This window comes from Enterovirga sp. (assembly GCF_028290205.1).
GTDB lineage: Bacteria > Pseudomonadota > Alphaproteobacteria > Rhizobiales > Beijerinckiaceae > Enterovirga.
Genome location: NZ_JAQGKF010000209.1, coordinates 1 through 7985, shown reverse-complemented (window position 1 = coordinate 7985; position 7985 = coordinate 1). Strand labels below are relative to the sequence as shown.

The window sequence follows — 7985 nt, the reverse complement described above, 5'->3', positions numbered from 1 at the left end:
TGGACCCGTCCAAGCGCGAGCCCGCCGGCGTCGCGGGCGATTTCTGAGCGGGCGCATGAGGTCGTCCCGTCCCGATGCTCCCCGGACACGGCCCGCCCGCCCGGGGGCTGGGGCCGGGATGCTGATGCCGAAGAGCCGTCATTCGGCAGGCCGCCCCGTCTGTAGGGACCGGGCCGGCCGCGCGCCGCTTACTGCCAAAGGATGCCGTCGATGAGTACCGTCCTGATTGGCGGCTTCTTTCTGTTCGTGATGATGGCCGTGCCGATCGCCTTTGCGATGGGGCTGTCCATCATCCTCGCCATCTGGTGGCAGGGCACGCTGCCGATGACGCTGATGGCGCAGCGCACGCTGGTCGGCGCCGACAGCTACGCGCTGCTGGCCATCCCGTTCTTCATCCTGGCCGGCAACCTGATGAATACCGGCGGGATCACCCACCGGATCATCGATCTGGCCATGGCCATGGTCGGACGGTTCCGGGGCGGACTCGCGCTGACCTCGGTCATGGCGGCCATGATCTTCTCCGGGCTGTCGGGCTCGGCCGCGGCGGATGCCTCGGCGCTCGGCAAGGTCCTGATCCCGGCCATGAAGCGCCAGGGCTATTCGCCGGGCTTCGCCGCGGCCCTGATGGCCTCGGCCTGCGTCAACGGCCCGATCATCCCACCCTCGATCCCGCTCGTCATCTACGGGCTGTCGGCCGGCAAGGGGGTGTCGATCATCGCCCTGTTCATCGGCGGCATCGTTCCGGGCGTGCTGCTCGGTCTCGCCCTGATGGTCGCCGCCTATTGGATCTCGGTCCGGCGCAACTACCCGACCACCCGGCGCGTGCCGCTGCGGGAATTGCCCGCCCTGGCGCTGCCGGCCATCCCGGCGCTGCTGATGCCGGTCATCATCCTGTTCGGGGTCGTGGGCGGCGTGGTCACGGTGACCGAGAGCGCGACCGTGGCGGTGCTGTATGCGCTGCTGGTCGGGTTCTTCGTGTACCGGCAGCTCAAGGTTTCCGATCTCTGGCCGATCCTGGTTCAGACCGCGCTCGACACCGCCCTCGTGATGTTCATCATCGCGCTGTCGGCCGGGTTCGGCTGGCTCCTGGCGGTCTCGGGCCTGACGCGGGCGCTGGCCGACGCCATTGCGGCGGTGTCCACGAACCCGCTCATCATCCTGATGCTGATCAACGTGCTGCTGCTCGTGATCGGCATCTTCATGGAGCCGCTGCCCGCGATGCTGATCCTGATCCCGGTGCTAGTGCCGGTGGTCTCCGCGGTCGGGATCGACCTCGTCCATTTCGGGCTGGTGATGGTGTTCAACCTCTGCCTCGGGCTGCTCACGCCACCGGTCGGTATCCTGCTCTACATCTGCGCCAATTTCGCGGGCATCAAGCTCGAGGAGGAGGTCAAGGAACTCGGCCCCTTCTTTGCCGCGGGCGTCGCGGTGCTGGTGATCATCACGGCCCTGCCGGAGACCGTGCTGTGGCTGCCCCGCCTCCTCTTGACGCCCTGAGGTTAACCGGCGTCGCGCGTCCCTCTCAGCATGGACCTTCGCATCATGGGCAAGCACGATACGCGCATCGGCAAGACCGACATCCGGGTCGCGACCTTCGCCGGACCCGGCGCACAGCCCGTCATCCAGACCGTGAATTGGCCGGAGGTGCCGAAAAAGGCCGCTCTGATCCAGGTCGGCGCCTGCGGCGTCTGCGGCACCGACCAGCATATTCTTAAGGGCCACTGGCCGAAGCCGCTGCCCTGGCCGTTCACGCTCGGGCACGAGATCGGCGGCGTCATCGTCGAGAAGGGGGCCGAATTCACCGAGGACTTCATGGGCAAGCCGCTCGATGTCGGCTCCAAGGTGATGATCCCGCCGCTCATGCCCTGCGGCCACTGCTACTATTGCGTCCACTACCCGGAAACGGCCAACAAGTGCCTGACGCCTGTCTATTACGGGCGCTATCTCGGATTCGACAAGGCGCCGCACCTCTGGGGCGGCTGGGCCGAATACGTCTATGTCGATCTCGACATGCTGCCGGGCACCAAGGTCTACAAGCTGCCCGACGACATGTCGCTGCGCCTCGGCGCTCTGTCGGAACCTCTCACCTCGTGCATCCGGGCCTTCAACCGGGCCAAGAAGGCCGGGGGCTTCAACTGGGGCGACACGGTCGTGATCCAGGGATCGGGCCCGATCGGCATCCTGGCGGTCGCGGCCGCGCAGGAGATGGGGGCAGGGCGCGTGATCTGCGTCGGCGCGCCCGAGGAGCCGAGGCTCAAGCTGGCCCGCAAGTTCGGCGCGGAGGCGACCGTGAACATCGAGGAAGTCACGACGCCGGCAGACCGCATTGCCCGCGTCCGCGACATCGTGGGCGGCTTCGGCGCCGATCTCGTGATGGACTGCTCGGGCCACCCGACCGCCGGGCCGGAGGGGATCGAGTTCCTGCGCGACGGCGGCACCTATGTGGAGATGGGCCAGTTCACCGATGCCGGGTCGATCCAGACCAACTGGCACCGGATCTGCACCAAGGACCTGAACGTGCTCGGCTCCTGGGCCTTCACGGGCAACGACCTGCCACTCGGCGTCGACATGCTCTACCGCTGCCGCGACAAGTATCCCTGGCTGGACATGCAGACGATCTACCCCTTCACGGAGGACGGCGTGGCCCGGGCCGTGGCGGACGCGATGGCCATGAGGACGGTGAAATCCACCATCGTGCCGTTTCCCGACCTCGTCGCCTGAGCGGGGCCGGACGCGGCCGGTTCCACCGCCGCGACGTCACCGCACCCTAGCTCTCCGCCGCAGGCGCTCCGCCCCGGTGGGGCGCGGCGCCGCATGGTGCTGTGCCCCGACCTTGGTCCATGGCGGGCGCATCGCGGCGAGGGCCGCCAGGATGGGCCCGGTGTAGGCCCATGTGTCCGAGCCCTCGCAACGGCAGCTCCCGCGTGGAGGAAGCCCGCCGGTCCATGATAGGAGCGGGCGCGACGGACCAGTGGAACAGCATGTTGACGACGGAGCGCGACGACCGACGGCTTGCGGGCCTGTGGACGAGGGGGACGAGGACCGGACGGGAGCAACCCGCGGCACGTGAGTGCCGGGTCGCAGCCGTTCCGGGCGGGTCCGCCCCCGCCGAGTGGGTTCGGGCGTCCGACGGGGCGGTTGGCGCGTGAGCTACGCCGTCAAGGAGATCTTTCTCACGCTGCAGGGCGAGGGCGCGCAGGCGGGACGGGCGGCCGTGTTCTGCCGCTTCTCGGGCTGCAACCTGTGGAGCGGCCGGGAGCTTGATCGCGGCTCGGCCGTATGCCGCTTCTGCGACACCGATTTCGTGGGCGTGGATGGCACGTTCGGCGGGCGCTACCCCGACGCCAAGGCTCTCGCCGACCGCATTGCGCTGACCTGGGGCGAGCGCGGCGGCCCGCGTTTCGTCGTTCTGACCGGGGGTGAGCCCCTGCTTCAGGTCGACGACGCCGTGGTCGAGGCCCTCCATGCCGCCGGGTTCGAGATCGCGGTCGAAACCAACGGGACGCTGGACGCCCCGGCCGGGCTCGACTGGGTCTGCGTCAGCCCCAAGGCCGGCTCGGTGCTCAGGATCACCTCGGGCCAGGAGCTCAAACTGGTGTTTCCGCAGCCCGGCGCCCCTCCGGAGAGCTTTGCGAATCTGGATTTCGAGCGGTTCTCCCTCTCGCCGATGGACGGCCCCGACGTCGCGGCGAATGCCCGGGCGGCGGTCGCCTATTGCATCGACCATCCGCAATGGCGGCTCAGCCTCCAGACCCACAAGCATCTCGGGATTCGGTGACCGGCGCCTCGAGCGCGGCCGGGCCCGCCCGCCCCGGTGCCGGCGCGGCCGCAGATGGCCGATCCACGACATCAAGGAACACAGCTAACCCATGAGGATCACGCAAGCATTCACGTTCGAGGCGGCGCATAGCCTGCCCAACGTTCCCGAGGGGCACCGGTGCAGGCGGATGCACGGCCATTCCTATCGGGTGGAGCTTCGGCTGGAGGGCGACGTCGATCCGAGAAGCGGGTTCGTGGTCGATTTCTTCGACGTCGAAGAGGCGTTCCGGCCGCTGCTCCACCGCCTCGATCACCATTGCCTGAACGAGGTGGAGGGGCTGGAGAACCCCACGGCCGAAAACATCGCGATCTGGATCTGGACCCGGACCAAACCGCTGCTCCCGCAGCTGGAAGCCGTTCTGGTCTTCGAAACCCCCTATTGCTGGGTCGAGCACCGCGGCGAGGCGGCCGCCCGGTAGCGGGCGCGCCTCGGCCGCCGCCCGGTGGGCGGTCAGCGATCGCCGGCGAGATGCCCTGCGGCCGCCACGACCTCCGCCTGGCGCATGTGGTGCAGCATGTGGCCGATCCCGGGCAGCCAGGCGAAGGAGGCGCTCGGGATCAGGCTCGCGGCCGCGCGACCATGCAGGTGGTTGTTCACGACGATGTCCGCGCTGCCGCACAGGAATCGCACCGGCACGCGGCAGGTCGGGTAGCCGAGGGCGCTGCGCGACAGGTCGGCAAAGAGCGAGGCGGCGTTCTCGCCCTCCCGCACCGTCTGGACGGACCGGCCGGCGAGATCGAACGAGAAGCCCCGCGCAAACGCGTCCGGCATGCTCTGCGGCAGGAACATCGCGCGCCACAGCGTGGGAAGCAGCAGGGGGTCGGCCGTGAGGTGAAGCGTTTGGGCCAGCACCTGGCCCGCAACCGGCACGGCGCGGGGCGCGAACAGGAGGTGTTCGAGGCGGAGCTCGGGAAAGCAGATCGGGGCGAGCGCGGCCACGCCCGCCACCTCCTCCGGGAAGCTCATGGCCCAGGCCAGCGCCACCGCCCCGCCGAACGAGTGGCCGACCAGCACGGGCCTGCGCAGCCCGAGCGCCACGGCGGCCGCGCGGAGAAGCTCGGCCTGCCGCCAGACCGACCCGTCAGTGGGCCGCGCCCGCTCGCTCAGGCCGTGGCCGGGCCGGTCGAAGGCGACCACGCGGAAGCGCTCGGCCAGGGCCGACATGGGCCCGAGCCGCATGTCGTCGGCATTGACGAGCGAGCCGTGGATGAGGACGAGGTCGGGGCCGGACCCGGCCTCCAGGTAGGCGACCGGAGAGCCCTCCGGGATGGACACCAGGCGTCGCTCGGCGCGGCTGTCAGCCGCCGTTTCGGACCCGGTCACGGTGTGTGGGGCTCCCCTGGGACGCGACGCCTAGCGGCCACATCCCCCTAGGAAGGCCCGAACGCCCCGGCCCGTTCCGTGTTCGTTTCGGGACCGAGCGCCCCGTCGGCGGGCGGCGGCCGGTCCCCGGCCAGGAAGCCGCGCAAGAGCCCGAGTTCCCGGCCCATGAAGTCGAGAAACGACCGCACACGCGGCTGCCGCCGCAGGTCCGGATGGGTGAGCAGCCAGAGGTCGTCCGCGAAATCGAGCCTCGGCTCGGACAGGCGCACCAGTCCGGGCCGCGCGTCGGCGATGAAGCAGGGCACGTAGCCGATGCCGGCGCCACTCTCCACGGCCTCGGCGAGGCCGAGCACGGTGTTGACCTTGTAGACGACGCGGTGCCGCTGCGCGGCGGTCGCCTTGGCGGCGCCCAGCGAACCGAGCGCCTCACCGAAGCCGACCCAGTCGGCCTCCGCCAACCCACGCGAGGTGCCATCCGATGCCGGCGGGCGGCCGTACAGAGCCCAGGCGATCGGCGCGACCCTGCGGCCGACCAGGGTCTCCGGCGGGCTGGTGCTGGCCCGGATGGCCACGTCCGCGTCGCGCTTCGAGAGGTTGAGGGCCTCGTTGGCGACGACGATGTCCAGCCGCACGTCGGGGCAGGCCTCGCGGAACCGCACCAGAAGCGGCGTCAGGAGATGCACCAGGAGCGTGTCGGTCGTGGTCACGCGCAACTCGCCGGACGGCGAGACTTCCTGGCCCGCCACCTTTCGGGTGAACGAGGTGATGTCGGCGTCGAGCCGGGCAGCGAGCGCAGCCATCTCCTCGCCCGCCGCCGTGGCCGCATAGCCGGCGCGGTGGCGCTCAAACAGCGTGGCACCGAGCGCTGCCTCGATCTGCCCCAGCCGCCGGAACACGGTCGAATGGTTCAGGCCGAGCAGACTCGCGGCCGCCGGCAGGGTGCGGGCCTCCGCGACCGCCTTGACCAGGCGGAAATCGTCCCAGGCGAGGTTCTTGTACGGCTCACGCATGCTCGGTCCCGCCGGCAGCTTTAGCGGCTCGACGGGCGGCTGCCGAGAGCAATCGGCCCGCGCAGGCGAGGGGTCGGCGATCTTGTGGCGCCGGTCACGGCAGGGTCGGCAAACTCGGCCTCATCTGGCGTCGGACTGTCTTGATCGGAATTGACTTCGCGCTTCAGCTCAGACGTACTCGCGGTTACTCTCCCGGGGTGACCAGAGCGGTGCCGCACTCGATGGCGTCTCATCCGACGTGACCGGCGATCCAGACCCCCCTCGCGATCCATCGCAGCACGGGCCGGACGACGAGAGCCTGACGCGCACGATCACAGCGATCCTCGCCTCCGACGTCGCCGGCTACACCCGGATGATCGCGGATGACGAGGAGGGGACGCTCCGGCGCTTCGCCGAATATTGCCGCATTTTCCGGGAGGCGGTGGCCCGCAACAAGGGGCGCGTCTTCAACACCGCCGGGGACGCCATCCTGGCCGAATTCCCGAGCGCGGTTCTGGCGCTCCGATGCGCGCTGGAGGTCCAGGAAACCCTGCGGGCGCGCAACGAGGATCTGCCGCCGCCGGAGCGGCTGCAGTTCCGGATGGGCGTCAACGTGGGGGACGTCGTCGACCGCGGCGGCGACCTGCTGGGGGACGGCGTCAACGTCGCGGCCCGTCTGGAGGGCTTGGCGGAACCGGGCGGCATCTGCATCACCGGCTCGGTCCACGATGCGGTCGGCAACAAGGTGACCGCGCGCTACCGTGATCTGGGCCGCCAGCGGCTGAAGAACATCGCCCAGCCCGTGCAGGTCTACCGCGTCCGGCCCGCCTCCGACGCCCGAACCGAACGGTCCGCCCGTCGGTCGCTGCTGGTGGGCTCCGTCCTCGCCTTGCTGCTCGGCGGCGGCGGCTTCGCCGGCTGGCTCTACCGCGACTCCCTGCGCGATGTGTGGCCCTTCAAGCCCCGCGTCGAAGCCGCCGGAGTGGCCGCCACCCAGCTCCGCACGGCCCTGTCGGTCAGCGTCGCCCGGCCGGAGCGGCGCTGCTTTCAGGACACCGTCCGGGTGACGGGCCGTTTCCTGCCGCGCCGAGAGGTGGAGGTCCGGCCCGATGGGGAAGGTCTGCGCGTGACCCGCGTGTTGGCCTCGCCCCTGGGGCAGGTCGCCAAGGGCGACGTCCTCGCCCAAGTGGTGCCCGCGGCCGATCGGGATGCGGCGGAGATCACCGTGCGGGCTCCGGTGGCGGGCGTGGTCGGCCGGAGCAACGCCCAGGTCGACATGCCGGCCAGCTTCTCGGGCCCGGCGCTCTTCACCCTGATCCCCGACGGCGAGATGGAATTCGTGGCGGATGTGCCCGCCGGAGGGCTCGAGAGGCTCGGGCCCGGCCAGTCCGTGTCGCTCACCGGACTGGGCCTGGCGCCGATCGGCGGCCGCATCCGGACCGTCTCGCGGCCGGTGGACGGAGCCAGCCAGCTCGGCCGCGCGACGGTGACGGTTGATCGCCACCCCGAATTGCGCTGGGGCCTTTTCGGACGGGGCATGGTCCAGGTCGGTGAAAGCTGCGGCCTCGCGGTGCCGCTCGCCTCGGTCATGTATGAGGGCGATCAGTCGGCCGTTTACGTCTCGGCCAACAACCTGGTCGAGCCGCGGCCGGTCGTCGTGGGCCTGTCGTCGGAAAGTGAGGTGGAGATCAGGTCGGGCCTCGGTGACGCTGACATGGTCATCCAGCGGGCCGGCCCGTTCCTGCGCGAGGGCGATCGGATCACCCCCATCACGGGCGAGCGGCGGACGGCCGCCGCGCCGCGCTGATCCGCCCGCCGCGCCGCCCGCCCGGGCCGCCCGGTCAGTTGGAGAA

General features: G+C 70.3%; 7 protein-coding genes. 5 read left to right on the top strand and 2 right to left on the bottom strand.

The annotated features are described in order from the left end of the window. Positions 1–210: 210 nt before the first annotated feature. From JWR86_RS14355 to queD, 4 genes are all read left to right on the top strand, one after another. Positions 211–1497 carry a TRAP transporter large permease gene (locus JWR86_RS14355; protein ID WP_299566797.1) on the top strand — a complete coding sequence of 429 codons (1287 nt, stop codon included), beginning with the start codon at positions 211–213 and terminating at the stop codon, positions 1495–1497. Between the two features lie 45 nt (positions 1498–1542). Further along, positions 1543–2721, top strand: a complete 1179-nt coding sequence (locus JWR86_RS14350; protein WP_299566795.1) for a zinc-binding dehydrogenase — start codon at positions 1543–1545, stop codon at positions 2719–2721. Positions 2722–3145: 424 nt separating this feature from the next. Next, the gene (queE, locus tag JWR86_RS14345) at positions 3146–3778 is read left to right on the top strand and encodes a 7-carboxy-7-deazaguanine synthase (RefSeq protein WP_299566793.1); all 633 of its coding nucleotides are present in this window, start codon (positions 3146–3148) and stop codon (positions 3776–3778) included. A 91-nt stretch (positions 3779–3869) separates the two neighbouring features. Then, positions 3870–4238, top strand: coding sequence for a 6-carboxytetrahydropterin synthase QueD (queD, locus tag JWR86_RS14340; RefSeq protein WP_299566791.1), 369 nt, complete (start codon positions 3870–3872; stop codon positions 4236–4238). Between the two features lie 32 nt (positions 4239–4270). On the opposite strand, the gene JWR86_RS14335 is transcribed toward queD, so the two are convergent. Then, entirely contained in the window at positions 4271–5143 is an 873-nt protein-coding gene (locus JWR86_RS14335; RefSeq protein WP_299566789.1) for an alpha/beta hydrolase, read from the bottom strand. 47 nt (positions 5144–5190) lie between these two features. Next, on the bottom strand, positions 5191–6153 hold the full coding sequence (locus JWR86_RS14330; protein WP_299566787.1) for a LysR family transcriptional regulator: 963 nt from the start codon (positions 6151–6153) through the stop codon (positions 5191–5193). A gap of 238 nt (positions 6154–6391) precedes the next feature. Here JWR86_RS14330 and JWR86_RS14325 point away from each other — a divergent pair, with 238 nt between their 5' ends. Further along, on the top strand, positions 6392–7939 hold the full coding sequence (locus JWR86_RS14325) for an HlyD family efflux transporter periplasmic adaptor subunit (RefSeq protein WP_299566785.1): 1548 nt from the start codon (positions 6392–6394) through the stop codon (positions 7937–7939). The last annotated feature ends 46 nt before the right edge of the window (positions 7940–7985 follow it).